The following is a 26,846-nucleotide window of genomic DNA, read 5'->3' as shown; positions in this document are numbered from 1 at the left end:
CTCCTAGTGATTAATGGTGGCAAGTTGTTCATCCGTTAATGCAATGTCTTGATTATGACAAATGCCAATACCGGATTGGATAATTTTTTCGGCGATGGCTTTGGCTTCGTCTAATGAGTGCATGGTGTAGGTTCCGCATTGGTATTCATTTAATTCAGGAATTTCTGATTGTGATGTTACATTTAGTACATCATGCATTGATTTTAACCAAGCATCAACGACTAATGATTCGTTAGGTTTACCAATTAAGCTCATATAGAAACCGGTGCGGCATCCCATCGGTGAAATATCAATAATTTCAACTTTGTCACTGTTCAAGTGGTCACGCATAAAGCCTGCAAATAGGTGTTCTAATGTATGAATTCCTTTTTCAGGTAAAAGAGCTTTATTCGGGATGGTAAAGCGAAGATCAAACACGGTAATGTCATCACCTTTTGGGGTTGCCATGGTTTTAGCTATTCGCACAAATGGGGCTTTCATTTTAGTATGATCGACTTTGAAACTGTCTAATAAAGGCATAATATTCTCCTTAGTTTGTGATCAAGCTATTTTGATTAGTTAGCTTGATTTATTCCACTATTTTTTATTCATTGATTTAATAAGTCTATCATTTCTTGTTCATCAATGACTTTTATTCCGAGTTCTTCTGCTTTGGTTAGCTTTGAACCTGCTGATTCACCGGCTATCACTAAGTCAGTTTTTTTAGAAACGCTACCAGTGACTTTTGCACCAAGTTTTTTTAATTTATCTTTTGCATCATCACGGGTTAATTGTGATAATGTTCCGGTTAATACTACGGTTTTACCAGAGAATGGCGAGTCTATCGTTAACGGTTGTATTTCGACATCTGGCCAGTGTATACCGATTTCTGCACTGGTTAGTTGCTCAATGACGTCGCGATTATGCGGTTCTTGAAAGAAGTCGACAATACTTTCAGCAATTACTTCACCAACATCATTTACAGTTTGAAGCTGTTCTAATGAGGCGTTTTCGATGGCAGGTAAACTGCCTAATTGATTAACTAGATTTTCGGCAGTAACTTCGCCAACATTCGGTATCCCAAGCGCAAAAATAAAGCGGTTTAAACTAGTGCTTTTTGATTGTTGTAAAGCATTAATTAAATTATTAGCTAATTTTTCCCCAACTTTATCTAATGAGCATAGCATTGGTAAAGTGAGATTATAAAGGTCAGCTGGTGTTTTGACATAATCTTTATCAACTAGCTGCTCAATTAGTTTATCACCTAAACCATCAACATTCATTGCCCGGCGAGATACAAAGTGTTTTAAGGCTTCTTTACGCTGTGCCGGACAAATCAATCCACCTGCACAACGGGAGATCGCTTCGCCTTCATCTCGAACAATAAGAGAACCACAGATTGGGCAATGAGTTGGGAAGATGATTTCTTTGCTGTCGGCAGGCCGACGATCTTGAATGACCGCGACAATTTGCGGAATTACATCGCCGGCTCGGCGCACGGTTACATAATCACCTTCACGAATACCTAAGCGGACAATTTCATCACTGTTATGTAATGTTGCATTGCTAACGATCACGCCGGCTACAGAAACCGGCTCTAATCTTGCTACTGGCGTGATGGCTCCTGTTCGCCCGACCTGAAAGTCAACTTTGTTAAGCTTGGTTACCTCTTCTTGTGCGGGAAATTTAAATGCAGTGGCCCAACGAGGTGCTCGGGCAACGAAACCCAGTTCTTCTTGTTGAGCAATACTGTTGACTTTGATGACCACGCCATCGATATCAAAATCGAGAGACATTCGTTGCTCACCAATTTCATTAAAATAGGCAATTGCTTCTAAAGCACCTTGGCGAATTTGCACTTTGTTACTCACCGGTAAGCCCCAAGCTTTAAATTGCATTAAACGGTCATAGTGGTTATCTGGTAACGTTGTGCCTTCATTAATACCCACGCCATAACAGAAGAAAGAGAGAGGTCTTTTAGCGGTAATTTTAGGATCTAATTGTCTTAATGAGCCGGCAGCAGCATTACGCGGGTTAGCGAAAGTTTTTTCGTTACGTTTTTCTGCTTCAGCATTTAATTTGGCAAAACCTTTATGTGTCATAAAGACTTCACCACGAACTTCTAATCGAGTAGGGATATTCTCACCTTGTAATACCAGTGGGATAGTTTTTATAGTTCTCACGTTCGAGGTAATATCTTCACCAGTGGTACCATCGCCACGCGTTGCAGCTCGAATAAATCGTCCATTTTCATATAATAAACTTACTGCCAAGCCATCAAGTTTTAACTCGCAGCAGTAATCAACCGATTGGCTGTCACTAAGGTGTAAGCGATCTTTGACTCTTTTATTGAAAGTGTTAAAACTCAATTCATCAAAAACATTATCGAGTGATAACATCGGTAATTCATGTTTGACTGAAGCAAATTGCGACAATGGTGCACCACCCACACGTTGTGTTGGTGAGTCTGATGTAATGAGTTCAGGATGATCTTGTTCTAAGCTTTGTAGTTGTTTTATTAACTTATCATATTCCACATCGGGGATTTCTGGTGCATCAAGCACATAATAACAATATTCATGATGTCTTATCAGATTGCGTAAAGTAGTGATTTGTTCTACTACATTTTGTTGAGATTCAGATTGGTTTGCTAAATGTGTATTTGGCATGATTTTTAACTCTTTAATTAAAACGTAAGTTTTAGAATTAGCAATAAACTAGTACGTAACTAGATTTAGTACAATAGATGTTGTTAAAATTGTTTGTAAAAGAATATAAGCTTGCTATTCCACTAACTTTAATTAGCGGAATGGTTTAAAAAATGAGCTATCAGGATTAAATTTCGTTACAAACTTTTTTAATACGTTCTTTATAGCTATTGATTTTTTGTGGTGTCATCATGTGATGTTCATCATCAAGTACTACGCCGTTGACATCGTCAGCTATACGTTGTGCAGTTTGTAACATAAGTTTAAAATTTTGTTGATTATTACCATGAGTTGGCGCAACCATAAATATTGACACCCCCGGTGTGGTAAATTCGTGCATGGTTTCAGGATCTAGGTAACCAGGGGTAACCATATTGGCTAAGCTAAACAATACAGGACCATTACCGGCTGGGTCAACATGGCGGTGGAAAATCCGCATATCGCCAAATTGAAATCCTGATTGCATGATGCTAGCTAATAGTACATCACCTTGTAATGATTTGTTGTTTATGCCAGTTACGTTTAAGATAATAATTTCAGTCTCCTGCTCTTCATTATCTTCTTTATTTAATTTTTCTTGTTTTTCGCTTTGTTTATCTGAGTGTGATTGAGTTGATTTGGAAGCTTCGCTAACGTTAGTCTCGTTTTTTGGGGTTACAATCTCATCAGATAAAATATTCAGTTGAAAACTAATATTAGGCTCGTTAGTTGCATCATCGTCGTCATTTGAAAACAAATCTTCTTGGCGAGGTATTTGCTCTTCTTCTATAGCGACTACTTTCTCATTAGGATCATTAGTAGCAGACTGATTGGTTTTACTTCTAGGTGGAAGCAAAATCACATCGTCTTCATCTTCATCGCTGTAGATGTCTTCAAATTGCTGAGTATTTGGTGTAAATTTATCTTTTTTGCCTGACTTAAATAAAGAAGAACGTTCCTTTTTATTGATCCAGAGCCCATGAATCAATAATGCAATAATGACCAAGGACGCAACAACAATTAAAACAGTACGTAAATTATCCATAATACCCATCTCAGAATTAAATTAAATATAGATTTAAATTATTCAATAATATAACTGAAAAAAAAAGTTAAAAAAATACCACAGTAAAATTTTTTACTTTTTACACAAGTTAAATCCGTACTTATTAATTACAGCACTAACAATTACTGCACATATATTACTTTATTTCTGCGAATAATCATAATTTTCAATCTAATTTTTTTATTATTCTTGTTTTATCATCGATAAGTTAACAATTTTTTAGAACTCTGTGCTATTAAGGCGTTAAGATACTTACAATCTATGCATATTTTTTGTAAAATCTCCGATCACTTTAGAATAATATTCATTGTTTTTTATTAAAAAAATAATTATTAAGTTACCGAGGTCTTTTTTATATGAGATTTAATAAGCTATTACTTACGCTGCCAATGGCATTAACTGGTCTATTGTTGTTAACAAGCTGTGATAATCAGTCCCAAGATGGTAGTGGCCAATTACCGAAGGTAACTGTTTTTAAAGTTCAACCTTTAAATTATACACTTAAAATAAATCTACCTGGACGGGTTATTGCCTCACAAATAGCTGAAATAAGACCACAAGTTAGTGGGATTGTATTAAACCGTGAATTTGAAGAAAGCTCGAACGTTAAAGCAGGTCAATCACTTTACCAAATTGATCCTGCCATTTATCAAGCTAACTATGATAGTGCGGTGGCTAGTGTTGCTAGCGCTAAAGCTAATGCTAATATTGCACAACTTACCTTAAAACGTTATGCAGGTCTATTAAATACAAAATCCATTAGCCAACAAGAATATGATAAAGCGGCGGCTGATGCGAAACAAGCAGAAGCAAGTGTCTTAGTTGCTCAAGCAGCAGAACATGCGGCTAAAGTTAACTTGGACTATACTAAAGTATATTCGCCAATTGATGGTTATATTGGTAAATCAAGTGTGACAGAAGGGGCATTGGTATCAGCAGGACAAGCTACACCACTAGCTTTAGTACAAAAACTTGATCCAATTTATGTAGATATGACCGAAGCGGCTACTCGCTATAATAAATATCTTCAAGATGAAAACATTATTTACGAACCTGCTAAAGGTGATAATGTTGAACTATTTTTTAATGATGGTTCAAAATATGCGTTACCTGGTAGTATTAAATTTTCAGATATGACTGTTAATGAAACTACTGGTACTGTGACATTACGTTCTCAATTTTCGAATAGCGAAGGTAAAATCTTACCAGGCATGTTCGTAAAACCTCAATTGACATTAGGTACGATTAAAAATGCGGTGTTAGTTCCTCAACAAGGCATTACTAGTAACCAAAAAGGTCAATATACAGCTAAAATTTTAAATTCAGATGGTACAGTTGAATATCGCCAAGATATTAAAGTTTATACTGGCATCAGTGGTTATTGGGTTGTTACCAGTGGTATTGATATTGGTGAACAAGTGATTACTACAGGTTTACTTAATTTAACTGCAGTAGAAAGGGGGCAACCAATGAAGGCACAAGCGGTTGATAAACCAGCTACTCTTTCTCAAGAGCAATTAGACAATATCATCAAAAGCAGCGCGAAATAAAACAGGGGTAGGTTTAATTATGGCTAAGTTCTTTATTGATAGACCTGTTTTTGCATGGGTAATTGCTATCATGATGATGCTGGGAGGGGCTTTATGTATTAAGCTACTCGCCGTAGAACAGTATCCTGACATAGCACCACCTGCTGTTACCGTTTCTGCTGTTTACCCAGGTGCTGATGCGCAAACCATTGAAAATACTGTTACGCAATTAATTGAGCAAAATTTAACTGGTTTAGATAATTTAATTTATATGAAGTCAACCAGTAGTGCTCAGGGTGTGGTACAAACAACATTGACTTTTGCTCCGGGTACAAGCCCTGATTTTGCTCAAGTACAAGTATTAAATAAAGTAGAAAGTATTAAATCGCGTCTACCTGAAAGTGTGCAAAAAAATGGTGTGTCGGTAGCTAAAAATAATACTAACTTCTTAAAGGTTATTGGTTTCTATTCTACTAACCCACAAAAAACGCAAGCGGATATTGCTGATTTTATTTATTCAACGGTGCAAGATCAGATCCGTCGTGTTCAAGGGGTAGGTGATACCCAGTTATTTGGTTCTGAATATGCAATGCGTATTTGGTTAGATCCTAATAAACTTAACTACTTTAATCTATCTATCGAAGAGATTATTGGCGCTATTCAAGCACAAAATGCGCAGGTTACTGCAGGGCAACTTGGTGCTTTACCGGCAACAGAGGGGCAAGAGCTTAATGCAACCATCACAGCTCAATCACGTTTAAAAACACCGGAACAATTTCAAAATATTTTGCTGCGGGTTAATACTAATGGTTCCAATATTTTATTAAAAGATGTGGCTAATGTTGAAATTGGGGCTGCTGATTATAACTTTCTTTCACGCTATGATGGTAAACCATCAGCAGGTTTAGGTATTTATTTAGCAACTGGTGCCAACCAACTAGATACATCAGCAAAAGTTGACCAAAAAATTCAAGAGTTATCTCAGATTTTCCCTGAAGATATTAAATTTGCCTATCCTTATGATACAACACCGTTTGTTAAATTATCGATTAATAACGTGGTACATACTTTAATTGAAGCAATCATTTTGGTTGTTATCGTTATGTATGTCTTTTTACAAAATCTACGTTCTACACTTATTCCAACTATTACGGTACCAGTAGTATTGTTAGGTACGTTTGCGGTTTTATATATCTGTGGATTTACCATTAATACGTTATCGATGTTTGCTATGGTACTGGCTATCGGTCTTCTGGTCGATGATGCCATCGTGGTAATTGAGAACGTTGAACGTATTATGCATGATGAAGGATTATCCCCGTATGATGCGACAGTTAAGTCGATGGAGCAGATCACCTCGGCGTTAGTTGGTATAGCTGTGGTGCTTTCCGCGGTATTTGTGCCAATGGCATTCTATGGTGGTGCAGCAGGGGGAATCTATCGTCAATTTTCAATCACAATTGTAACATCGATGGCTTTATCTGTGCTGATGGCAATTGTGTTAACGCCAGCACTTTGTGCGCAAATCTTAAAAGCACCATCTAAAAGTAAAATTAAGAAAACCACAATTGGTGAAAAATTAGAAAGTGTACCACCATTTAGTTGGCTTTCAATTGGGACTAAATGGTTCTTTAATAAGTTCAATAATTTATATAACAAAAGCTTGCATGCCTATGAAAAAGGTGTGATTAAATTTATTCGTTATCCACTTATTTCATTTGTTTGCTATGGTTTGATTGTTGTTTGCTTAATCTTTGGCTTTAATCGTTTACCAACTGGTTTCTTACCAAATGAAGATCAGGGTGTATTAATTGTAATGGTTGAGTTACCACCCGGATCGACATTAGAACAAACCATGAGTGTTTTGAACAAAACCTCTCAATTTTATATGAATGAGAAAGCTGATTCAGTGAAGGAGATCTTTACTGTTGCTGGTTTCAGTATGGTTGGTCGTGGTCAAAACATGGGGCTTGGCTTTATCCGATTAAAAGATTGGGATGAGCGTAAACGTCCAGATCAAAAAGTGGATGCTTTGGTGGGTAGTGGTTTTGGATTTGCATCAACGATAACTGAAGGCCGCGTCATTATTACTAATGTACCAGCAGTACCGTCACTAGGTATGGCTAATGGTTTCTCTTACATGTTAAAAGATACCGCAGGTCTTGGACATGATGCTTTGATGGGGGCATTTTTCCAACTGTTGGGACAAGCTGCACAAAATCCAAACTTACAACAAGTTCGCCCAGGTAGTATGTTAGATGTACCACAATATAAAATTAATGTGGATTTCGAAACCGCTCAAGCGCTTGGTGTTGCTGTAAGTAGTGTTAATACTGTACTTTCAACTGCATTAGGTTCTGCCTATATTGATGACTTTGTGTATAACAACCGTGTTAAAAAAGTCTATTTACAATCTGATGCGGCTTATCGAATGTTACCTGATGACTTTAGTTTCTGGCATGTAAAAAATCAAAAAGGTGAGATGGTTCCTTATGATGCGTTTGCTACCACAACGAAAAGTTACGGTTCACCATCATTGGTTCGTTACGATGGTGTAGCAGCGATGGGTATCAGTGGTTCAGCTGCGCCGGGTATGAGTTCTGGTCAAGCTATGGCAATAATGGAAGAATTATCTAAAAATTTACCTAAAGGTTTCTCTTTTGACTGGACCGATATTTCTTACCAAGAACGTCAAACTGGGTCACAAACAACAACCCTTTATATTATTTCACTGATTGTAGTTTTCTTGTCATTGGCTGCTCTATATGAAAGTTGGACTGTACCTATCTCGATCTTGTTCGTGATCCCATTAGGTATTATTGGTACTGTATATGCGACAATGTTTAGAGGTCTTGATAACGATATTTACTTTATCGTTGGTCTATTAACCACGATGGGGTTATCGGCTAAGAATGCTATTCTGATCGTAGAATTTGCTAAAGATGCACTAGAAAAAGAAGGTAAATCATTAATTGATGCAACATTAGAAGCTTGTCGTCTACGTTTACGTCCAATTTTAATGACATCATTTGCCTTTATTCTTGGTGTATACCCACTAGCGACAAGTAGTGGTGCCGGTTCTGTAAGTCAGAATGCGGTAGGAACAGGGGTAATCGGCGGTATGTTAACGGCAACATTCTTAGCAATATTCTATGTTCCATTATTCTTCTTGTTTGTTACTAAGTTATTTACTAAACATAAGAATAAAGTAGTACTACCGACCAATTATACAGGTAAAACAGAAAACTAATCGATGAATAGTAAACTACCGATTAAATGATATGAATTAAAAGCACCAAGAGTATTGGTGCTTTTTTTATGTAAATTTTAATTACAGGTTTTAATGATAATAATTCATTTCTTTGAAATGAGGTAGTAATAGGGGAAATCGATGGTATGTTAACGGCAACATTCTTAGCAATATTCTATGTTCCATTATTCTTCTTATTTGTTACTAAATTGTTTACTGTACATAAGAATAAAGTAGTACTACCGACTAATTATACTGGTAAAACAGGAAACTAATCGATATATAGTTAAACTACGATTAAATGATATGAATTAAAAGTACCAAGAGTATCGGTGCTTTTTTTATGTAAATTTTAATTGCTGGTTTTATTGATAATAAGTCAGAGCTTTTATTTGATAACGTTTTAACTTGATGAAAAAAATGGAGTAAATAAATAAGCTTTTATAGAGGTATTTTTTAATTAAGTCAGTATTTATCGATGCGATTTGATTAATTGTTGGCTCATATGCGCATGTGTAATTGCTATAGCCAGTGCATCAGCCGCATCAGCCTGAGGACTTGCAGGTAGTTTAAGTAGTAGCTTAACCATGTGTTGAACTTGTTTTTTGTCAGCTGCTCCAGTGCCAACTACACTTTGCTTAACTAAGCGGGCTGCATATTCAAAAACCGGTAAATCATTATTAACCGCGGCTACGATAGCTGAACCGCGTGCTTGACCTAATTTTAAAGCCGAATCAGCATTGCGTGCCATAAACACTTGTTCAATAGCAAACATATCTGGTTGAAATTGTAGGATAATTTCGCTAACGCCAGCATAAACACGTTTTAAACGCGTTGGTAAATCATCGACGGCGGTGCGGATACAACCACTGCCAAGATAAGTTAATTGTCTTCCGGTTTGACGAATTACGCCGTAACCCGTCAAACGAGAGCCTGGGTCAATACCCAGAATGATAGTCATTAGAGTGCAGCTGCAACTTCGTCTGAAACTTCTCCGTTATGATAGACTTCTTGAACATCATCACAATCTTCAAGCATATCGATAAGACGTAATAGTTTTGGTGCAGAGTCAATATCCAAATCAACCTTAGTTGCCGGAATCATTGACACTTCAGCTGATTCAGCGACTAAACCTGCCGCATCGAGGGCATCTTTAACTTCACCAAATGATTCTGGTGTTGTAAACACATCAATTGCACCATCATCATAAGTTACAACATCATCAGCACCAGCTTCAAGTGCGGCATCCATAACTTGGTCTTCATCAGTTCCAGTAGGATATGAGATCACGCCTTTTTTGGTGAATAAGTAAGAAACTGAGCCATCAGTACCTAGGTTGCCACCAGTTTTGGTAAACGCGTGACGCACTTCTGATACCGTGCGGTTACGATTATCACTTAAGCACTCAACCATTACCGCAGTACCGGCGGGTCCATAACCTTCATAGATGATAGTTTCCATATTAGTATCATCTTCACCACCAACACCACGAGCAATCGCTCTATTCATGGTATCTCGAGTCATGTTGTTAGATAAAGCTTTGTCCATTGCAGCCCGTAGACGAGGGTTAGACGCTGGATCGCCACCACCAAGTTTAGCTGCGGTTACAAGTTCGCGAATAATTTTGGTAAAGATTTTACCGCGCTTAGCATCTTGAGCTGCTTTGCGATGTTTGGTATTGGCCCATTTACTATGACCTGCCATAAAATTCTCCAGATTAAATAATTTAAAATCAATCTATTTTAGCAAACTTTTAGCAAAAGTTCATTATCAATCTATTTTCCATTAGGTTGCTAGTAACTATGTTTTATATTTCTTGATGTAATTTTAATAATGAATAATTATGTTGATCCGGATCACATGTTGATATTTTATCCATTGCAACTCATTTATTTTTAATTCACTATGCCTTTATCTTCGTTAAATTATGCCATCATCGAAACGTTTCGATAAACAATTTCATTATTATTCTTAGGATTGCATTATGTATAAAAGTAAGTTGTTCAATTCAGTAATAGTTCAAACTTTAGCCAAAATGGGACATGCCGATCAAATTGCCATTGGTGATGCTGGTTTACCTATTCCTGAAAATGTTGAAAGAATAGATCTAGCTCTGACTTTTGGCGTGCCATCATTTATGCAAGTTTTGGAATCTGTAACTGAATCTATGCAAATTGAAAAGATTCTCTTGGCAGAAGAGATTTTTAAACATAATCCAGAGATAAATAAAAAAATATTAGCGCAGATTAAACAAATTGAAGAATCACAACAAAATATAATTGATATCGAATATGTCACTCACGAAATGTTAAAACATCAAACCGCTGAATGCAAAGCGGTTATTAGAACTGGTGAATGTTCACCCTACGCAAATATTATTTTACAGTCGGGGGTAATATTTTAAAAAAAGCAATTAAAATAATGGGAGTTTTACGAGTGATATTTTATTTTAGATTACTGATATATCTAAATCTTCTCCCTGCGTTAAAGCGCTTTCAGGCGCAAATAAAAGAGATCTTTCAAATTTGCAATGCAGTCACCTAATTACGTGATGGTCAATTTGTGAGTAAAAAGAAGATTACGCAATTGGATGAAGATAGTTTAATTGAGATGATGGGTCGCAAGCTGACGAACAATATCGGCACATCGATATACAAAAAAGAAATATCACGTTACAGGTTAACCACCTTATTGGTGACAGTGTGAATGTTATGCAAAATTTATTGACGGTTTATCCTTCTGTTCAAGCTGTTTTTGCGGAAAATGATTAAATGGCATAGGGTGCAATGTGAGCGATTCAAACCACTGATCGAACTGACATTTTGGTCGTTGGATTCGATGATACCGATGATGGCATCAAATCTGTAGAACGCGGTAAATTAGCTGCAACTGGGGCACAACAACCTGATAAAATTGATGCAATTGGGGGCGAAATCGCTGATAAAGTTATAAAAGGTGAAAAAATCAGTCCGAGTATTCCCGTGAAGTTAAAATTAATTAGTAAATAGATTAGCTTAGGACGCGCTAAACGTTCTATTTAATTAGGAATTAGATAAATGAAACGCAAAAAATTGATTGTTTTAGGTAGTGTTAATGTTGATCATATTTTAAATGTTCCTAAGTTTCCGAAACCGGGTGAAACATTATCAGGATCCAACTATAAAATTTCTTTTGGTGGTAAAGGAGCCAATCAAGCTGTTGCAGCAGGTCGATTGGGTGCCAATATTCAGTTCATTGCTGCTGTCGGAAATGATGAACTAGGTAACAAAATTAAACAGCAGCTTAACAACGATAATATTAATACTTGCTCAGTAGCTTGTATTGAAGGGCAAAATACTGGGGTAGCTTTGATTTTAGTTAATGCTCAAGGTGAAAATCAAATTGCTATCCATGCTGGTGCTAATGCACAAGTTACTACAGAATATTTACTTAAATATAAAGACGATATTATCAATGCTGATGCCATTTTAATGCAACTGGAAACACCGTTGGCAACAATTGAACAAGCAGCAAAGTTAGCTAAACAACATCAGACTCAAGTCATTTTAAATCCAGCTCCAGCGCAAAAATTATCAGATGATTTACTTAAACACATTGATATTATTACTCCTAATGAAACGGAAGCTGAATACTTAACTGGTATTAAAGTCTTAACGGAGCAAGATGCCGAGCAAGCGGCGATGATTTTACATAAAAAAGGTATCGAAACGGTTATTATTACTTTAGGCAGTAAAGGCGCCTGGGTAAGCTCTGCACAACGAAGGGCAATTATTGCTGGATTTAAAGTCCAAGTAATTGATACTATTGGTGCCGGTGATACCTTCAATGGTATGTTAGTTACCGCGTTATTAGAAGGTAAAACCTTAGAACAAGCGGTTAAGTATGCTCATGCAGCTGGTGCATTATCAGTCACGAAACCGGGCGCTCAAACAGCAGTACCGTTTCGAAATGAAGTAGAAGAGTTTCTTGAACAACAATGTACATAACTACAATGTAAATAACAACAAAGTAAATAGGTAGTTTCGACTTGGCAACTATAAAGGATGTCGCAAATTTTGCGAAAGTATCGACTTCAACTGTCTCTCATGTCATTAATAATGACCGGTATGTTAGTCCAACTATTCGCAAAAAAGTTGAATTGGCAATCAAACAACTAAATTATACGCCTTCAGCCATTGCTCGAAGTTTAAAGAGTAATAAAACATTTACTATCGGTATGGTAGTAACAACAAGCAATAACCCCTTCTTCTCAGAAGTAGTGCAGGGCGTTGAGCGATGTTGTTATAAGCTAGGTTATAATTTGATATTATGTCATACCGAAGGTGACCATCAACGAATGTTAGCTAATATTGAACATTTATTACAAAAACGGGTTGATGGTTTACTAACAATGTGTACTGAAACTCAACCAATCCCACAACAGATATTTACTAAATATCCTAAACTTCCCATAGTTATGGTGGACCGAATACCATTTAGTGCTCCCTATGACATGATAAAGGATAATTCTTTATATGGTGCTACTTTGGCGACCAATTATCTCATTGAACAAAATTATAAGAAGATCGCTTGTATTACTGGGCCATTGAATAATACCCAATCTCAATTGCGTTTAAAAGGCTTTAGAAATGCTCTACAAGCCGCTAATATAACCAAACATGACGGTTATGAAGCACAAGGGGATTTTCACTTTTCATCCGGTGTGATTGCGATGCAGCAATTACTAGATTTACCAATTCCACCGGAAGCGGTATTTTGTTTTAATGATGCCATGGCAATTGGTGCTTACCAAACTCTATATCGAAATGGTCTTGAAATAGGTAAGGATATGGCTATTATTGGTTATGATGATATTGAGATTGCACAATACATGACTCCCTCTTTGACAACTATCCATCAACCGAAAGAAGAATTAGGCCAGTTAGCAGTTGAAACTTTACTAAATCGTATTCAAAATCCTCAAGAGTCGCGACAAATATTGACTTTAATTCCTACATTAATTAAACGTTTTTCAGCTTAAATAACGTCTGATTGATATATTAAGAACAAAAAAAGCGTCCTCTCAAGAAAACGCTTTTAAATAATTCTATAATATGGTTTTAGATTTAGACTAACTCATTCCATATTGTTTTAATTTTTTGCGTAAAGTACCACGGTTGATACCAAGCATATTTGCTGCTCGGGTTTGATTGCCACGAGTATATTGCATAACCATATCAAGGAATGGGTGTTCAACTTCAGCTAACACTAATTCGTATAGATCAGTAGGATCTTCACCATTTAATTGTGATAAATAGTTTTTTAAAGCTTGCTTTACTGAGTCTCGCAAAGGTTTTTGTGTTATTTGGTCTTGAGAGTTTACAGTTGTAAATTTAAGTGCTGCAGCTGTAACGCGTTGTTCTGACATAGTATTTTTAACTCTTTTATTTGTTTCTAATTTGACTAAAAAATGCTTTTAGTGTTTTTACTTGCTCACTTGTATTGCTAAGTACACTAAATAAGCGCCTGAATTGATCACTATCAGCATAATTCTTGGTATACCAATTTACATGCTTTCTGGCAATCCGTAATCCTTTGTATTCTCCATAAAATTGATAAAGATCTTCAAGGTGAGTTAACACTATTTGTTCTACTTCATCAATTGTCTTATTTTTTTTTAACTGTCCGTGTGCTAAATAGAATGCAATTTCTTCAAATATCCAAGGTCGCCCCTGTGCCGCTCGGCCGATCATTATACCATCAGCTTGCGTATATTTGAAAACATCTTTTGCTTGTTCAGGAGTACAAATATCACCATTGGCAATGACAGGAATAGTTACCTTTTCTTTCACTGCTTTTATTGTGTCATATTCGACTTCTCCATTGAATAAGCATGCACGACTGCGCCCATGAATAGTAATAGCCTTTACGCCACAATCCTGTGCAATTTGTGCGATTTCAATGCAATTTCTATTATTTTTATTCCATCCAGTCCGAGTTTTTAGTGTTACTGGTACATCTACTGAGCCAACAACTTTTTGCAAAATAGTTTTTATCAAATCTGGATACTGCATTAATGCAGAACCAGCTAATTTCTTATTCACTTTTTTAGCAGGGCATCCCATATTAATATCAATTAACTGAGCGCCATGTTTAACATTAAACTCGGCAGCCCTAGCCATTTCATCAGGGTCTGAACCAACGATTTGCACCGCGCGAATACCGACATCATCACTAGAAATCATTCTTAATGTTGATTTATCGGTATGCCATATATCAGAATTAGCTAAAAACATTTCAGAAACAGTCATTCCTGCGCCAAAGCGATGACATAAATTTCTAAATGGTTTATCACTTATACCTGCCATCGGCGCAGCAATTAAATTGTTTTTTAATGTGACTTTGCCAATGTTAAGCGAATTAAGGCCGGCTATATTACGCATTTTTTCTCGAAGTTAAAAGGGGGTAATGTTAAATTTTTACTTTTTTTTACCCGTTATTCGGCACCACTCTTCCTGTTCAATAACCGGATCGAGTTCAAACTGAGATTGATACGCTTCGCATACACTTCGGGATTGATTAGCTAAAATACCCGATAATCCTAATTTTCCATTAGTTTTTACCAGTTTACTAATTTGAGGTGCAAGCTCTTTTAATGGTCCTGCTAATATGTTTGCGATAACAACATCAGCTTGTAAATTATCAGGGAGATCTTGAGCTAAATATAACTCAATTTTTTGACTAACATTATTACGTTCAGCGTTGTCACGGCTTGCTTGGATCGCCTGAGGATCAATATCGATCCCAATGACCCGCTCTGCCCCCAATTTTAGTGCAGCAATGGCTAAAATACCCGAACCACAACCATAATCGATCACAATCTTATTGTTAAGATCTAAGCTATCTAACCAAGTTAGACATAATGCTGTAGTAGGATGCGTGCCGGTACCAAATGCTAGGCCTGGATCTAACATCACATTGACGGCATTGGGATCTGGAATATCGCGCCAACTAGGACATATCCATAATCTTTTTCCGAACAGCATTGGATGAAAGTTATCCATCCATTCTCTTTCCCAGTCTTTATCTTCTAACTGTTCTATTTTATAAGAATATTGATCAAGATTTAATATTGCCTGTAATTCAGCAATATCGGTTTGTGCATCATAGAGCCCGACAACGTCGGTATTTCCCCAAAGTTTGGTTTCACCAGGTAGAGGTTCAAAAACAGGGTTATCATAAGTATCCTGAAAAGTGACCGATACTGCACCTGATTCTTCTAGTTGTTCGCTGATTTGTTCAGCTAAATCATTAGTAGTGTTAATTCTGAGTTGAATCCAAGGCATAGTTTTTTCCTGTTTGGCCAAATTGATTGGCAATGATAAATACAACTAATCCGATCAGTAACGATGGTACGATTGGGTGGAACGCATAGATTTTAATGTTATAAATAGCCAGAATAGTATAGCTTGTTGCGCCAGCCAACATTGAGCAAAAGGCGCCGGTAGAATTTGCTTTTTTCCAATATAATCCAAGTACCAATGGCCATAGAAATACAGCTTCAAGCCCACCGAAAGCTAGCAAGTTAAGCCAGATGATCATTTCCGGTGGTTTCCATGCAGCTAAAATTAATAATCCACCAAAGAAGTAGGTAATAGTGACTGATAATCTTGTTAGCAGCTTATCACTAATTTTAATATTTGGTCTCATCGATAGGAAGAGATCTTTAATAATAACTGATGATACTTGCAGTAATTGGGCATTTATCGTTGACATTATAGCGGCAAGCGGAGCAGCTAAAAAGATCCCTGCTGCTAAAGGCGGCATAACTTTTATAATTAATGTTGGTACAATTTGATCTGGAATAGTTAAATCGCTGACTATGGCGCGGCCAAGCGCACCAGATAAATGCATAGTTAACATGATGATCGTCACCACCGCGGTACCAATAATAATCCCTCGGTGTACCGCTTTACTGTCTTTATAGGCCATGCAACGAACTGCTGTATGCGGCAAACCAACAACCCCAAAACAGACTAAAACCCAGAATGAAGCCATAAAAGGAAAATCCATAAAGTTGTCAGGGCCTTGTGGCGTCAATAGAGCTGGATCGATAGTATATAAACGGTCAATTATATTGGTAATTCCCCCGCCAGCGTAAATTATGGCAACTAAAAGTAGAATGGCCCCAATAATCATAACTAAGCCTTGGAAGGCATCATTTAAAATACTGGCTCTAAATCCACCAAAAGCCGTATAAATAACGGTGCCTAAGCCAAAAATAACTAATCCATTGTCATAGGGAATACCGACGGATGATTCCAATAAGCGGGCACCCCCTACAAATTGTACCGTCATCGCACCAATAAAAGCCGTAATTAACGCAATACTCGCAAACCATACAATCACCTTACTTTTATAGTGAGAATAGAGCATATCACTTAGAGTTATTGCATTGTATTTACGAGCTAAAATGGCGAATTTTTTTCCCAGAATACCAAGTGAAAGTAATACAGTAGGAACCTGAATCATTGATAGAAGCACCCAACCAAGGCCATATTTATAAGCGGCACCGGGTCCACCAATAAATGAACTGGCACTAATATAAGTCGCGGCTAAAGTCATCGCCAATAAAAAACCGCCCATGGTGCGATTACCAATAAAATAGTCTGTAAATTGATTTACTTTTTTCCGCTTTGCATATGCGTATATTGATAACGCAAACACGAATATAAGATAAATAATAAGAGGAAGAATAATATCTAATTGCATGATTTAATTGCCTATTCAAGTGGTATGTTTTTGAATTGTTTTTTTACCACGATATAACATAGTAAGATAAAACCTAATGGCCCCATTATACATGACAATTCAAACCATAATGGTAAGCCCATAAAGCCTATTTGATCTTTTACGGTATAAGCACAGATTATCCATGCAGCAAAATAAATCAAAGTGAGTAACAATGAAAGCTTTGCTTCTTTATTAGCCTGCTTGTAACGTCTATCCATATTAAATAAAGGGTTAATTAAATTGGGTGGCTTAGAGTAAAAGAAAGTATTTAACTTAGCAAGTATATTGCAATTTATGCAATATAATATTTTAAATATATCAATTTCCGCAATTATGATTTTACGATATAGTGCTAACAACTTGATTATAAATAATTCAACTCATGGAGAGAATGATGTCTAACTATTTCAATACATTAAATTTACGCGAAAAATTAGAACAATTAGGTCAATGCCGTTTTATGGCACGTGATGAATTTGCTTCTGAAGCTAATTTTTTAAAAGGCAAAAAGATTGTGATTGTTGGTTGTGGTGCTCAAGGTCTTAACCAAGGTCTAAATATGCGAGATTCAGGTTTAGATATTGCTTATGCATTACGTAAAGAAGCGATTGCAGAAAAAAGAGCATCTTGGAAAAAAGCAACAGAAAACGGCTTTAAAGTAGGAACTTATGAAGAGTTGATTCCGACCGCTGATTTAGTTATCAATCTTACGCCAGATAAACAGCATTCAGCGGTAGTTCAAGCCGTTCAACCATTAATGAAAAAAGGTGCGGCACTAGGTTATTCACATGGTTTTAATATTGTTGAAGTTGGTGAAAAAATTCGACCAGATATCACAGTTGTTATGGTTGCACCAAAATGCCCGGGAACTGAAGTTCGTGAAGAATATAAGCGTGGCTTTGGTGTACCAACTTTGATCGCCGTCCATCCTGAAAATGATCCGCAAGGTGAAGGGTTAGCCATTGCTAAAGCATGGGCAGCTGCTACAGGGGGGCATAGAGCGGGGGTCTTACAATCTTCATTTGTCGCTGAAGTTAAATCGGATCTTATGGGTGAACAAACGATCTTATGTGGTATGTTACAGACAGGATCATTGCTTTGTTTTGATAAACTTGTTGCAGATGGTGTTGATCCTGCATATGCATGTAAGTTATTACAATTCGGTTGGGAAACGATCACCGAAGCATTAAAACAAGGTGGTATTACCTTAATGATGGATCGCTTATCAAATCCGGCTAAATTACGAGCGAATGCCTTAGCGAAAGAATTAAAAGTGATCATGACTGATCTTTACCGTAAACATATGGACGATATCATTTCTGGCGAATTCTCTTCAACGATGATGAAAGATTGGGCTAACGATGATGTTAACTTATTAAAATGGCGTAAAGAGACAGGTGAAACAGCCTTTGAAAAAGCAGCTGAATATCAAGGTAAGATCGACGAACAAGCTTATTTTGATCAAGGTGTTGTTATGGTTGCTATGGTTAAAGCAGGTGTGGAACTTGCATTTGAAACGATGCTTGAATCTGGTATTCTACCTGAATCAGCTTATTATGAATCACTACATGAATTACCACTTATTGCCAATACCATTGCCCGTAAACGTTTGTATGAAATGAATGTGGTTATTTCTGACACAGCTGAATATGGTAACTATTTATTTGCCAACGCCGCAGTACCGTTATTAAAAGAGAAATTTATGCCAATGTTACAAGCTGGTGATTTAGGTAAAGCTATTCCTGAAGGTAGCGTGGATAATGCTCAATTACGTGATGTAAATGAAGCTATTCGCCATCACCCAATTGAGATCGTTGGTCGTAAACTTCGTAGCTATATGACGGATATGAAACGGATTAATGTTGCGAGTTAAATGAGTATTTAGTTAGAAGAAGGTGCTTATTGGCACCTTTTTTTATACTTAAAATGGCTTGCATTTGGCTTCATTTCTTTGGTGATCGTGATTTTTGCTGAATTATTGAGGTTTATTAATAAAAATAGTTGGTGAATCTGTACCATTCCACTCATTTCATAGTAGTGCTAAGTTCATCATAATTCCAATCCTAATCTCAATGGTTAATTAGCAATGATCCTTTTTTACTAACTCTTATTTCAAATAAATATCGTATCTAGCTTTATCCCCGAATATCGCAGTTATAGCGGCCTCAAGATCCTTTTAGGTTTTCGGTGAGCTATAATTTGATCCAAACAGATCAAAAATGATCCAACTTAGATCGCGAAGATCATTCATAAATTTTGATAAAATTTTTAAAAATTAAATAATTAAATTTTTGTTATTTTATTTTTTTATTTATTTTTTATATTTGCTATGGTATATTTGTTCAAATTTAATTCAATTAGGTAAGGATAAAAATATCAATGAAAATGGCTTTTCGACCAACTGATAGCTGGCGTTGGTATTTTGATAATGAATATGATAGTTTAATGCTTGAAATTTCATCAGAAATATTATTTCGATGTAATTACGCAAGTAAAATATTCATACCAGATGTTTTTGGTGAATTCCCTTTTTCTGTCGATGATGCAACAGCTTACTATCTGTTTTATGATAGCTGCCAACCTTTACTTTTAAGCGATTCCAAAAAAATTGAATTATCTATTAATGCAGTGGTTGCCTCTAATTTTTTAAAACCACAAATGCCTAAAAGTTGGTATTTCTCTCAACAACCTCGACTTTATAAACCAAAAGTTGCAGATATTGTGGAAGTGAATCTACAAGAAACTGGTCAAAAAATCAATTTGTTGGTCGTTGAGGCTGGTGAAAACGCTTCTCTGTGTGTTGTTGCCCAACGAACGTTCGTCGCTATGAACAAAACTTTCTATTTTTCCGAAGCGATTAAAGTGATGAACGACAGATTAGCTTTAGTTAACTCAATAGTAAAAAAAGAAAATTCAGCAGTTTCTGAGAATGAGGAATTAGCATTAAAAGCTATTTCTTAATTAATAGAATTTTATTCTAAATGAGTAGCAAGTCCCTACTCATTTATTAATCTACTCTTTTTAACTTAACTGTTACATTTAATAAGATCATTTTACTTTCAATTTGATATTATCCAGAAAAGTTTATATGGTTTTTTTGACGCTTCAAACGTAATATCATTTCAGCTGAAAAATGACCTTGTTTAGCTGCTTTTTCAAGTAAATCAATTCCTATATCATACAATGTTTCATGTTCAATAAACATAGAACCTATTTCGTACTGGGCATCCATATCACCATTATTTAATGCGCGTTGTAATTGAGGATCTTGTCTTAGTATATTTAAAGCAGTACAACTTCCCTGTGTATATTCATATTGTTCATCGAAACAGTATCTTTGATGCCAATAGATTGCTTTGTCATAATTTTTAATTACATAATCGCCTTTCATATACATTTCGGATAATGTTTGTTTAGATGAAAAACTACCTGCATTTGCGGCTGCTTCTAACCAATAAATTTTTTGTTCAAGGTTTGAATCATAGTCATACTTGGAAGAAATCTTTTCCAGGATTCTAGGACTTTTAACATAATTAAGGAATAATTTAGGATTATTATCAGCAACATATGAATAGAAATAAATTGCAGTTAAATCCTTGTTATGTGATTCACACCATTTAGCAATAGCTATGGCGATTTCAGGATCAGGTGTATCTTTATCAAATTTTTCTAATAAAGGGTAAAGATCACTTCTTCTTGAAAGATCGCGCCGCAGTTTATATATTTCACATGCACGTGAAGAAGATAATGAGCAAGCTTGATTAAAATACATTAAGGCTTGATTTAGCTTTGTTTCGTTAACATAATGTTGGCTCAAATATAGTAAGGATTTTATATCGCCTCGGGAAGCATTCTCATGAATATCTTCTAAGCTCTTTTTATCAATTACTTTGTTTTTATATTTATAATCCTCTTCACTAAAATTGTGTTTATCATCTAAAAAAAACTCAATTTGTTCTTCAATTTTAGCATAAGCTATCAAATAGGATAAAGATTGATCATTAATATCTCTTGCATTAGCAAATTGCTGCAATGCGTTTATTGGATCAATATTTTGAGCGGTAAGATAGTCTTGTCCAATTAAAAACGATACATATTGATTAATATTTATCTTATTATCTTTTTTTAAACGGTTGATTAAATTTATGATATAGCTGTATGGGATTTTATCGGAATCTTTTAAATCTATTAATAATCGGACAGCGTTTAAATCACCATTCAGGATTGCTATTCGAATTAGTGATAATCCTTTATCTACTAATTTAGGTTTAATAAAATAATTTATGTCTGCAAAATCTACTTTTTTACATCTATATGCTAAGGAATCATTATATTCTTTCTCCTCATCATAATCGTTATAATAGATATTTTCGGTTAGAATAAAATTATCATACCAACTAGATATTAAATCATGAATTTTATAGAGTTTATAACAATCTTTTGGATTAAAATTATGAGCTAATTCAATATAGTTCATTCCTAAACTTGTAAGATAGGTTAGATGGGTTGAATTACCTTCTGCTAATTCTTTAATAACTTTTCCTTCTTTACCGTTCTTTATATCATCAAATACCATTTTATAATGATCTAACGAAAGAGCAGATGTAGAGAGTAATCCTAAAAGGATAAATAATATTGTTTTTCCTAACATCCATTGTGACCTAATATTAATCTTGTAATTTTAATAAATTAAATCCATTATCTATTGATCATGTTTATAATTCTAGCTTTATTACTGTTTTTTCAGTTCTATCGTGATATCTCCTTTCGGGATACAACTACAGGTTAGAATATGTCTATCTTGATTAACCGCAGATTGAGTTAATGATTTTACCTTGCCTTTTTTTAATAACACTGAGCAGCGTCCACATACACCGACTCGACAAGAATTAGGCAGTGAAATATTATTTTGTTCGAGTTGTTCTAAAATTGTTTGTTGATTATTGCCAACAATTTTTTTATCTTCGAATGTGATTGTACAAGGTTGAGAGTCTTTTGTTGCTTGTTTAGGAAAGTTTTTTATGTAATTTTTAGCCGGTTGCCGCTCTAGTATCTCAATTTTATCACCAATAGATACGGTACCATGATTGCGAGCAATCATATTCATGCCAAAATCGAGTTTACCTTCTAAATCAGCTCTAAAGTAACTTAAAGTTCTTAAAGGTTCATTATTAGGTAATGCCATGGCTGAGTTGACATTGAATGTGGTTAATACACAACGGGTACAAGGTTTGACGATATCAAAAATAACGTCACCAATTTTGATAGTTTTCCATCCATCTTCAGCAAAAGGTAGTGCTCCTTTAATAATAATATTGCCACGAAATTGCCGAATATCTAATTTTTCAGGACATTGCTGTTCAAGATAATTAAATGACGCAAGATTCAATAACAAATATGGATAACCATCAGCAAAGCTAACTGGTACATCAGGATAGCGTTTAGTTCTTCGACTCAGTTGTTTACCGATCCACCGTAGCTGCACATCTTTTTGCAGAAATTGGCTAAAAAATTGATTAACTTTAATTGGCGCAATATGTGAGGTGAAGTGATTTCCCCAAACTTCGGTTGCTTCGTTACTCAGTGAAAACTCATTAAGATTAATCATTATTGACTTGTTAGTCGGTAACGAAACCTGTATTTGATTATCAATTATTACGGTTTTCAATTTTAAAAGTTCTGGATATTGCCGTGCTGTAATAAATGTTCCATCCGGTTCACTTATCATTAAAATACGGTCATATTCAAAACCACCATCAATACTCTTGGCATGCGTCAACTTAATACCATGCATTGATTTAATAGGATAGATAAAGAGGTGGTTAACGGTAATCATATAGTTAAGTATTTAATTAGTTATCGAAAATTATATAGCTAATTATTGGTAATTTATATATTTAAACACCGAATTAGACAAATTCTTCAATCATCAATCTTATAATCGTCGTTCAATTATATTTTGTATAGGATGATATTCAGCTTTTATAAAAGAAATATTGTGTTCACAAGGCGTATCATCCTCAAGATAGGTGACTTCCTCAAGTTTTAATAATGCGGTATTTTTTGGCACATTTAATGCGTTTTCAATCTTTTCATCATCGACATTTACTGCCATGATATTTTGAATGCGTTTTTTTACTTTTTTTCCTGTACTTTCTTCAATATAACCAAATTTAGATATCTCTAATTGACTAAATTGAAACTGATCAAATAAATTTGTCGGTATTAGGGTAAATTCGAGAGATACTGGAATATTATCAAAAAACATTAATCTTTCAATCTTATAAACAAAATCGCTTTTTTTTAATTTAAGTAAATTGGCCAATTCTTCACTAGGAACAGGAACAATACTTGCTGAGAGTACTTTTCTCGATCCCTTATAACCCTGTTTTTTAGCTTGATAATCGAAATGTGAAATAACATTGAATTTACCAGTTAAATTAATATTTCGTTCGGATGAACCAACATGTAATCCTGACTTTCTAACACGATAAACCAAACCCTCTTCTAATAAATGTCTTGTTGCTTCTCTAACTGTGGTACGGGTTACATCTAAAATCTTGGCAATATTAACTTCAGTATCAATTTTTTCACCGGTAGATAAGTTTTTCTCTTCAATTAGGTTAGTAATGTAATTGATAACTTTTAATTGTTTAATTGTTATGTTACCACTCATTTTTATTCCTCATTTTTTCGATTAGTCACCATTTTCATTTAATTAACTACAAATAGCAATATTTCAACTATATAAAACAGTGATCAGATTATTAAGTTGTTATTGATAGTCAATTTGCTTTATGCCCTGCAAATAAATTTAATCTTCTATTAAGTAGACCCAAAAATATGTCTATTCATAAAAATAATGACTAAAATGTGATTTAGTTAACACTTTGAATAAAAATATATATACATATTTTGTTTATTAAATATTATTGATTCACTACTTATATGAGTAGTCATATTAAATATGAGTGTATGTTTTATTTTTTAAGGAATTTTACTATGGATAAGAAACTATCATTGAGAGCTAAAATTCAAAGTTTTGGTGGATTTCTCACGGCTATGGTTATACCAAATATTGGCGCTTTCATGGCTTGGGGATTTATTACCGCACTTTTTATTCCTGCAGGTTGGTTACCTAACGAACAACTAGGCAGTTTAGTTAGTCCTATGATTACTTATATGTTACCGATGCTGGTAGGTTATACCGGTGGTGACATGGTTGGAGGTAAACGCGGTGCAATAATTGGTACTGTCGGTACCATGGGGATTGTCGTTGGTTCAGATATACCTATGTTATTAGGTGCAATGGCGATGGGACCTTTAGGGGGCTATTGCAGTAAGCAGCTGGATAAATTATTAGAAAATCGTTTACCTAATGGCTTTGAAAACATCATTCAAAATTTTGCATTAGGTTTCTTAGGAATGGGATTAGCAATTTTAGGTTATTATTTTATTGGCCCATTCATGCTATCTATCACCAATATCATTGCCGCCGCAATAGACGGATTATTGCAAACAGGCTATTTAGCTTCTCTTGCCTTACTAATTGAACCAACGAGGGTACTATTCCTAAATAATGCTATCGATCAGGCAATATTCTATCAGTTAGGGATGAAGGATGCTTTAGTTAACGGATCTTCGGTTTACTTCATGGTATTTGCCAGCCCAGGCCCTGGATTAGGACTACTATTAGCATTCTGCTTTTTCGGTAAAGGTATGAGTAAAAAATCAGCACCAGCAGCTACTATTATTCATTTCTTTGGTGGTATTCATGAAATGTATTTCCCATATGTTTATATGCGTCCTCTAATGATTTTCCCACTAATGTTAGGTTCGGCTGCGGGAATTATGGTTTTCTCACTTATGAATGCCGGATTAGTTGCCGGTGCAACACCAGGATCAATTTTTGCTTTCTTAGCACTTACACCTCCAGGCAAACATCTTGCAACAATATGTGGTATAGGTGCCGCTGCGGCAGTTTCATTTATTGGTTGTAGTTTGTTACTTAAAATCAGTCCAATCACTGAAAAAGATGAAGATTTCTCTAATTCAAAACAAGAAGTCATTAATACTAAAACAGAAGGAAGTAATAAAGCTTATTTAAAAGCCAAAGCTGACATTCAATTATCAAATCAATCTCATGAACAAGAACTTGATCTAAAAAACATTCAATTCATTGCTTTTGCTTGTGACGCTGGAGCGGGTTCAAGTGCGCTAGGTGCATCAAGATTCAAAAAACTCTTGAAGGAAAATGGTGTTGATAAAGAGATTATTGTGAAGCATTTTTCAATCGAAAATGTGCCGCAAGAAGCTGATCTTGTTGTTATTCAAGAACGTTTGGTTGAAAGAGCAAGCCATACAGTTAAACAACCAATTGTAAGTATTAAAAACTACATTGGAGATCCGAAATTAGATCAATTAATCAACGATATAAAACAAGCTCTCTCTTAATATGACCCTATTTAATTGAAAAAAGAATTTTATAACTTTTAATAAAGAGACAAAACATGAAAGCAGTGAAAATAACTGATATTAAAAAAACAGACATCATTGAGCTTCCTGAACCCTCACTCAATGATGGAAATGCAGTCGTTAAAATTGAATATGGTGGTATCTGTGGTTCAGATACCCACTTCTATCTGGGAATGCATCCCTCATTGAAGCCACCAACAAACTTTATTCAAGGCCATGAAGCGGTTGGAGTTATTACCAAAGTAAGTCCTAATACTAAAGGATTTTCAGTTGGTGATCACGTGGCAATCAATCCACTTGTTGGCTGTGGGGAATGTGTTAACTGTGTTAATGGACATCCTAATATTTGTCGTGTAAATCGCCGTGTAATGGGATTTAGATTAGATGGGACTTTAGCGCAATATATCACCATAGATCTTGATCATTTAGTCAAATTAGACAATAACATCGATCTTAAAATAGCCGCAACATTTGAACCTTTGGCGGTCGGTTACCATGCAGTTACGCTTCTAGAAAATATAGATTTAAATAATTATCCAATCATTATTACTGGTGGTGGCACTATCGGTGTAGTGACCGGCTTGGTTTTAAAACATCTTCATAATCTAAAACCAATTATCATTGAAACCAATCAAGCTCGAGTTAAATTACTTAATGAACTTGGTTTCACGGTGAAAAATAGTATCTCTGAAGTCGATATTTTAAATTCAAAAATTAGACCAATCATTTTTGAATGCTCGGGGGTTAGAAAGGTATTTGATGAAATTATTGATTCTCAACGAAAACCAGAATATTTAGTGCTTATCGCCCAATATGCTAAAGGAAATAGTGTAAATCTTCATGAATTACAATCATCAGAAATAACCGTTATTTCCAGTCATATGTATACACCGGAAGATCTGATTAATACGGCAAAATTATTAAATCGAAAAGAAGTTCAAACCGACTTATCCCAAATTATTTATGAAAAAGTATTTTCATTAGAAGATGCCGATAAAGCCTTTCAACAAGCTATATCGGGAAATCTTGATGGCAAACTTAAAGTGCTTATTAAATGTTGAGCTTGATTATGGAACAGAACTAGTGAG

The 26,846-nt window shown here is 35.3% G+C and carries 23 protein-coding genes and 1 pseudogene; 11 read left to right on the top strand and 13 right to left on the bottom strand.

The window, feature by feature from the left end; genetic code table 11:
- Positions 1-3 precede the first annotated feature (3 nt).
- The 3 genes from luxS to zipA all read right to left on the bottom strand — a co-directional run bounded on the left by luxS (position 4) and on the right by zipA (position 3,714).
- Positions 4-519 (bottom strand): S-ribosylhomocysteine lyase, encoded by a 516-nt coding sequence (gene luxS, locus DKK79_RS09645; protein ID WP_110423880.1) that lies wholly within the window; start codon positions 517-519, stop codon positions 4-6.
- Between the two features lie 68 nt (positions 520-587).
- Positions 588-2,648 carry an NAD-dependent DNA ligase LigA gene (ligA, locus tag DKK79_RS09640; RefSeq protein ID WP_110423879.1) on the bottom strand — a complete coding sequence of 687 codons (2,061 nt, stop codon included), beginning with the start codon at positions 2,646-2,648 and terminating at the stop codon, positions 588-590.
- 166 nt (positions 2,649-2,814) lie between these two features.
- Positions 2,815-3,714: a cell division protein ZipA gene (gene zipA / locus DKK79_RS09635; RefSeq protein ID WP_375537979.1), complete on the bottom strand. Its 900-nt coding sequence runs from the start codon at positions 3,712-3,714 to the stop codon at positions 2,815-2,817.
- 374 nt (positions 3,715-4,088) lie between these two features.
- Between zipA and DKK79_RS09630 the strand changes: the two genes are divergently transcribed.
- From DKK79_RS09630 to DKK79_RS14725, 3 genes are all read left to right on the top strand, one after another.
- Entirely contained in the window at positions 4,089-5,282 is a 1,194-nt protein-coding gene (locus tag DKK79_RS09630; protein ID WP_110423877.1) for an efflux RND transporter periplasmic adaptor subunit, read from the top strand.
- Positions 5,283-5,301: 19 nt separating this feature from the next.
- On the top strand, positions 5,302-8,511 hold the full coding sequence (locus DKK79_RS09625) for an efflux RND transporter permease subunit (protein ID WP_034883633.1): 3,210 nt from the start codon (positions 5,302-5,304) through the stop codon (positions 8,509-8,511).
- 146 nt (positions 8,512-8,657) lie between these two features.
- Positions 8,658-8,786 (top strand): hypothetical protein, encoded by a 129-nt coding sequence (locus tag DKK79_RS14725; protein WP_258363443.1) that lies wholly within the window; start codon positions 8,658-8,660, stop codon positions 8,784-8,786.
- Positions 8,787-8,983: 197 nt separating this feature from the next.
- On the opposite strand, the gene ruvC is transcribed toward DKK79_RS14725, so the two are convergent.
- Both ruvC and DKK79_RS09615 read right to left on the bottom strand, forming a co-directional pair.
- Complete coding sequence (gene ruvC, locus DKK79_RS09620) at positions 8,984-9,472, bottom strand: crossover junction endodeoxyribonuclease RuvC (RefSeq protein ID WP_034883631.1); 489 nt, start codon at positions 9,470-9,472, stop codon at positions 8,984-8,986.
- Positions 9,472-10,215 carry a YebC/PmpR family DNA-binding transcriptional regulator gene (locus tag DKK79_RS09615; RefSeq protein WP_034883630.1) on the bottom strand — a complete coding sequence of 248 codons (744 nt, stop codon included), beginning with the start codon at positions 10,213-10,215 and terminating at the stop codon, positions 9,472-9,474. The genes ruvC and DKK79_RS09615 overlap by 1 nt, the downstream gene beginning before the upstream one ends.
- Positions 10,216-10,495: 280 nt before the next feature.
- Between DKK79_RS09615 and rbsD the strand changes: the two genes are divergently transcribed.
- The 4 genes and pseudogenes from rbsD (at position 10,496) to DKK79_RS09595 (ending at position 13,531) form a co-directional block, all read left to right on the top strand.
- On the top strand, positions 10,496-10,915 hold the full coding sequence (rbsD, locus tag DKK79_RS09610; protein WP_034883629.1) for a D-ribose pyranase: 420 nt from the start codon (positions 10,496-10,498) through the stop codon (positions 10,913-10,915).
- 298 nt (positions 10,916-11,213) lie between these two features.
- A pseudogene (locus tag DKK79_RS14940) lies at positions 11,214-11,519 on the top strand (substrate-binding domain-containing protein); the annotation flags it as partial.
- A 48-nt stretch (positions 11,520-11,567) separates the two neighbouring features.
- Entirely contained in the window at positions 11,568-12,497 is a 930-nt protein-coding gene (gene rbsK, locus DKK79_RS09600; protein WP_110423876.1) for a ribokinase, read from the top strand.
- Between the two features lie 41 nt (positions 12,498-12,538).
- A complete protein-coding gene (locus DKK79_RS09595; protein WP_110423875.1) occupies positions 12,539-13,531 on the top strand; it encodes a substrate-binding domain-containing protein in 993 nt (330 codons plus the stop codon).
- A 90-nt stretch (positions 13,532-13,621) separates the two neighbouring features.
- Here the strand turns inward: DKK79_RS09595 and fis are convergent, their stop codons facing one another.
- From fis to DKK79_RS09570, 5 genes are read right to left on the bottom strand one after another with little or no spacing between them, the layout of a single operon-like run.
- Positions 13,622-13,918 (bottom strand): DNA-binding transcriptional regulator Fis, encoded by a 297-nt coding sequence (gene fis / locus DKK79_RS09590; protein ID WP_034883623.1) that lies wholly within the window; start codon positions 13,916-13,918, stop codon positions 13,622-13,624.
- Between the two features lie 16 nt (positions 13,919-13,934).
- On the bottom strand, positions 13,935-14,933 hold the full coding sequence (gene dusB / locus DKK79_RS09585; RefSeq protein ID WP_034883620.1) for a tRNA dihydrouridine synthase DusB: 999 nt from the start codon (positions 14,931-14,933) through the stop codon (positions 13,935-13,937).
- Between the two features lie 36 nt (positions 14,934-14,969).
- Entirely contained in the window at positions 14,970-15,836 is an 867-nt protein-coding gene (prmA, locus tag DKK79_RS09580) for a 50S ribosomal protein L11 methyltransferase (RefSeq protein ID WP_034883619.1), read from the bottom strand.
- Positions 15,811-17,262: a sodium/pantothenate symporter gene (gene panF, locus DKK79_RS09575; RefSeq protein ID WP_110423874.1), complete on the bottom strand. Its 1,452-nt coding sequence runs from the start codon at positions 17,260-17,262 to the stop codon at positions 15,811-15,813. Before panF ends, prmA begins: the two co-directional genes overlap by 26 nt.
- An 11-nt stretch (positions 17,263-17,273) precedes the next feature.
- On the bottom strand, positions 17,274-17,501 hold the full coding sequence (locus DKK79_RS09570; RefSeq protein ID WP_110423873.1) for a YhdT family protein: 228 nt from the start codon (positions 17,499-17,501) through the stop codon (positions 17,274-17,276).
- Positions 17,502-17,677: 176 nt separating this feature from the next.
- Between DKK79_RS09570 and ilvC the strand changes: the two genes are divergently transcribed.
- Positions 17,678-19,156, top strand: a complete 1,479-nt coding sequence (ilvC, locus tag DKK79_RS09565; protein ID WP_110423872.1) for a ketol-acid reductoisomerase — start codon at positions 17,678-17,680, stop codon at positions 19,154-19,156.
- A 506-nt stretch (positions 19,157-19,662) separates the two neighbouring features.
- The gene (locus DKK79_RS09560) at positions 19,663-20,244 is read left to right on the top strand and encodes a cell division protein ZapC (protein WP_110423871.1); all 582 of its coding nucleotides are present in this window, start codon (positions 19,663-19,665) and stop codon (positions 20,242-20,244) included.
- Between the two features lie 109 nt (positions 20,245-20,353).
- On the opposite strand, the gene DKK79_RS09555 is transcribed toward DKK79_RS09560, so the two are convergent.
- The 3 genes from DKK79_RS09555 to DKK79_RS09545 form a co-directional block, all read right to left on the bottom strand.
- Positions 20,354-21,934: a tetratricopeptide repeat protein gene (locus DKK79_RS09555; RefSeq protein WP_110423870.1), complete on the bottom strand. Its 1,581-nt coding sequence runs from the start codon at positions 21,932-21,934 to the stop codon at positions 20,354-20,356.
- Positions 21,935-22,015: 81 nt separating this feature from the next.
- Complete coding sequence (locus DKK79_RS09550) at positions 22,016-23,119, bottom strand: YcbX family protein (RefSeq protein ID WP_110423869.1); 1,104 nt, start codon at positions 23,117-23,119, stop codon at positions 22,016-22,018.
- 99 nt (positions 23,120-23,218) lie between these two features.
- Positions 23,219-23,959 carry a GntR family transcriptional regulator gene (locus tag DKK79_RS09545; RefSeq protein WP_110423868.1) on the bottom strand — a complete coding sequence of 247 codons (741 nt, stop codon included), beginning with the start codon at positions 23,957-23,959 and terminating at the stop codon, positions 23,219-23,221.
- A 326-nt stretch (positions 23,960-24,285) separates the two neighbouring features.
- Between DKK79_RS09545 and DKK79_RS09540 the strand changes: the two genes are divergently transcribed.
- Both DKK79_RS09540 and DKK79_RS09535 read left to right on the top strand, forming a co-directional pair.
- Entirely contained in the window at positions 24,286-25,737 is a 1,452-nt protein-coding gene (locus DKK79_RS09540; protein WP_110423867.1) for a PTS mannitol transporter subunit IICB, read from the top strand.
- 56 nt (positions 25,738-25,793) lie between these two features.
- Entirely contained in the window at positions 25,794-26,819 is a 1,026-nt protein-coding gene (locus DKK79_RS09535; protein WP_110423866.1) for a zinc-dependent alcohol dehydrogenase, read from the top strand.
- The last annotated feature ends 27 nt before the right edge of the window (positions 26,820-26,846 follow it).

This window comes from Gilliamella apicola (genome assembly GCF_003202915.1).
In the GTDB taxonomy this organism is placed as follows: domain Bacteria; phylum Pseudomonadota; class Gammaproteobacteria; order Enterobacterales; family Orbaceae; genus Gilliamella; species Gilliamella apicola_Q.
The sequence above is the reverse complement of the archived record's forward strand: the minus strand, read 5'-3'. Positions and strand labels throughout refer to the sequence as shown.

Coding starts and splice junctions, on each gene's coding strand:
- DKK79_RS09625 (WP_034883633.1), top strand. CDS start 5,302: ATGGCTAAGTTCTTTATTGATAGACCTGTTTTTGCATGGGTAATTGCT.
- fis (WP_034883623.1), bottom strand. CDS start 13,918: ATGTCAGAACAACGCGTTACAGCTGCAGCACTTAAATTTACAACTGTA.
- DKK79_RS09555 (WP_110423870.1), bottom strand. CDS start 21,934: ATGTTAGGAAAAACAATATTATTTATCCTTTTAGGATTACTCTCTACA.
- prmA (WP_034883619.1), bottom strand. CDS start 15,836: ATGCCTTGGATTCAACTCAGAATTAACACTACTAATGATTTAGCTGAA.
- DKK79_RS09545 (WP_110423868.1), bottom strand. CDS start 23,959: ATGAGTGGTAACATAACAATTAAACAATTAAAAGTTATCAATTACATT.
- DKK79_RS09540 (WP_110423867.1), top strand. CDS start 24,286: ATGGATAAGAAACTATCATTGAGAGCTAAAATTCAAAGTTTTGGTGGA.
- luxS (WP_110423880.1), bottom strand. CDS start 519: ATGCCTTTATTAGACAGTTTCAAAGTCGATCATACTAAAATGAAAGCC.
- DKK79_RS09630 (WP_110423877.1), top strand. CDS start 4,089: ATGAGATTTAATAAGCTATTACTTACGCTGCCAATGGCATTAACTGGT.
- rbsD (WP_034883629.1), top strand. CDS start 10,496: ATGTATAAAAGTAAGTTGTTCAATTCAGTAATAGTTCAAACTTTAGCC.
- DKK79_RS09535 (WP_110423866.1), top strand. CDS start 25,794: ATGAAAGCAGTGAAAATAACTGATATTAAAAAAACAGACATCATTGAG.
- ilvC (WP_110423872.1), top strand. CDS start 17,678: ATGTCTAACTATTTCAATACATTAAATTTACGCGAAAAATTAGAACAA.
- DKK79_RS09570 (WP_110423873.1), bottom strand. CDS start 17,501: ATGGATAGACGTTACAAGCAGGCTAATAAAGAAGCAAAGCTTTCATTG.
- dusB (WP_034883620.1), bottom strand. CDS start 14,933: ATGCGTAATATAGCCGGCCTTAATTCGCTTAACATTGGCAAAGTCACA.
- rbsK (WP_110423876.1), top strand. CDS start 11,568: ATGAAACGCAAAAAATTGATTGTTTTAGGTAGTGTTAATGTTGATCAT.
- panF (WP_110423874.1), bottom strand. CDS start 17,262: ATGCAATTAGATATTATTCTTCCTCTTATTATTTATCTTATATTCGTG.
- DKK79_RS09550 (WP_110423869.1), bottom strand. CDS start 23,119: ATGATTACCGTTAACCACCTCTTTATCTATCCTATTAAATCAATGCAT.
- DKK79_RS14725 (WP_258363443.1), top strand. CDS start 8,658: ATGTTAACGGCAACATTCTTAGCAATATTCTATGTTCCATTATTCTTC.
- ruvC (WP_034883631.1), bottom strand. CDS start 9,472: ATGACTATCATTCTGGGTATTGACCCAGGCTCTCGTTTGACGGGTTAC.
- ligA (WP_110423879.1), bottom strand. CDS start 2,648: ATGCCAAATACACATTTAGCAAACCAATCTGAATCTCAACAAAATGTA.
- DKK79_RS09615 (WP_034883630.1), bottom strand. CDS start 10,215: ATGGCAGGTCATAGTAAATGGGCCAATACCAAACATCGCAAAGCAGCT.
- DKK79_RS09560 (WP_110423871.1), top strand. CDS start 19,663: ATGAAAATGGCTTTTCGACCAACTGATAGCTGGCGTTGGTATTTTGAT.